Here is a 2301-nt window from a genome sequence, read left to right as displayed (position 1 = left end):
ACCGTCCCGTTGGCGGATGCGACGATGGGCGTTCCGCGCGCGGCGCGGAAATCGATTCCGTTGTGCTGGCCCGACCGCCCGGTGAACGGATCGTTCCTAACCCCGAATCCGCTCGAAAGCGTGTAGACCCCCCGCACGGGGCAGATCGTCGGCGTGCGCCCGAGCTTCTCCCGACTCGATTCGAGCGTGTTCAGGACCTCGGCGAAGGAGCTCTTCTGAAACGCCAGCTGCCTCTTGAGGCCATCGAGTCGACTCTGCTGGTCGCGCAGCTTGTCGCGGAGATCTTCGGAGGCGATCCCGCTGGCAGGCTCGACCTGGAGAAAGGGCCCGCCGATCCCCAGACGCCGCGTCTCTTCGTCGACGGGATCGAGGCCGGCGAGGAGCCGCGCCTCCCGCTCGCGCTGGCCGGAGCGCTCCACGTCCCGGGTGATCTCGAGGATCGCCGAGTCCATTTCATCGACGCGGTCCTGGAGGGCATGATTCTCGGCCCGGAGGGTGCGGAGCTGCTGGGCGTCGCTGAAGGTGCGGAGGTGGAAGGTGAGGGATGTTCCGAGGGCGAGAACGAGTCCGATCAGACTGAGGATTACCGCTCGGAGTCCGCGGGCGGTGATGCGAAAGTTCCGCACCGTCCCCCCGTCCTCCGGCATCAGGACGATATGCAGGAATCGGCCACCCATACAAAGACCCCCAGCCACCGGGTGCATCGACCAGGCGGACCGCGATTTCACCTTCTCTTGGTTATCGGCGCTTCGGGCAAGACCCAAGAGGGAGGCTAGTCAGGGGATGGCGGAGCGTCAAGGACCTTTCTATAAGCTCATAACATACTGCTGAACAATGCGTTAGAACGCGCGTTCGTGCCGGATCCCCATCCTAGCGGGGACGGACCGCCAGATAGGAACGGGCCGATCCCCTCTGGATCCTGAAGACGACGACTCCCCGTTGGTCGAGGGCTCTCTCAATCCTGCGAAGGAGATCGTCGGGATTCCCGACCGGAGACCAGCCCTCCTCCAAAATGACGTCGCCCGCGCGCATCCCCGCGCGAGAGGCTGGGCTGTCGACGAGAACGGAATCGACGAGCACTCCCTGAAGGCCGAGTTCGCCGGGAAGAGGCGCCAGGAGCAGACCGAGGTCGTCCATCGGGGTCGCGCTCGAGGTCCGCGGCATGCTGGGCGCGGGGTCTTGGCGCTCGGTGAGCTCCACTTCCACTTCCATCCCCTTCCCCATGCGGAGGTAACGGATCCGCGCCCGGCTGCCGACCTCGCTGCGCGCGACGAGGAGCCGGAACGGAGAGACCGCTCCAACCTTGACGCCGTTGAACTCGATGATCACATCCCCCTCCCGGAGACCGGCCTCGGCGGCGGGGGTCCCCGGCTGGACATCGGTGACCACGACGCCCTGGATCCCCGAGAGCCCCCAGCCGTCCGCAAGCTCCTTGTCGAGGGCCATCAGGTTGACGCCCAGAAAGGCGCGGGGCACCCGCCCCTTTCGAATCAGCTCCTCCGCGACCGACCGCGCCATGTTGATCGAGATCGCGAATCCGATCCCGGCCCCCGGCGCGTTGAAGGCGGTGCTGACCCCGACGACCTCCCCCCTTCCATTCACGAGAGGCCCGCCGCTGTTGCCCGGGTTGATCGACGCGTCCGTCTGGATGAAGTCCTGATAGGTCGGACTTCCTCCGCTGATCGCCAGATCGCTGCGCCCCTTCGCGCTCACGATTCCCGCGGTGACGCTCCCCTCGAGGACGCCGAGCGGATTGCCGATCGCCATCACCCAGTCGCCGATTCTCAGGTTGTCGGAGTCTCCGAGGGACACGACCGGCAGGGGCCTGTCCGGCTCGACCTCAAGAACAGCGATGTCGGTCATCGGATCCCGGCCCACAAGGCGCGCAGGAAGGGTCGCGCCGGTCGAGGTATGGACATCGATCCGCACGCCGTCGCGCACGACATGGTCGTTGGTGATGATGTGCCCCCGCTCGTCGATCACGAAGCCGCTGCCCGAGGAGGGGATCTCGAACTCCTCCTCCGGGAAGCCGGGGTCGAGATTGTCCGGATCGATTCCCCCCTCGATCCCGAGATCCGAATGGCGGAAGCGCTTCTCGACATCGATCGAGACGACCGCGGGGAGGACCTCCTCGATGATTGGGGCGAAGGCGGGCCCCTCCATCGCCGATGGGCCCCCGCCCGGGAGCGCGCCTCGCCTTCCGCCGGCGAAGAGAACCAGTCCGACGCCAAGGATCGCTCCGAGCGAGAGAACCAGCAGGTTCCAGAGCCCGGAGCGGACGGATTCGAGAATCGGCTCGAA

Annotated in this window: 2 protein-coding genes; both read right to left on the bottom strand. The window is 66.4% G+C overall.

Translation table 11 applies throughout. The features are described 5' to 3' along the window. On the bottom strand, positions 1–677 hold a 677-nt coding region (locus FJY88_13700), incomplete at its 3' end, for a M23 family metallopeptidase (protein MBM3288380.1). A 193-nt stretch (positions 678–870) separates the two neighbouring features. Then, positions 871–2301 (bottom strand): PDZ domain-containing protein (locus FJY88_13695; protein MBM3288379.1); only part of this gene is annotated, 1431 nt, incomplete at its 5' end.

The organism is Candidatus Eisenbacteria bacterium, assembly GCA_016867495.1.
Lineage (GTDB): Bacteria > Eisenbacteria > RBG-16-71-46 > CAIMUX01 > VGJL01 > VGJL01.
This window is presented reverse-complemented; position numbering and strand designations above follow the sequence as displayed.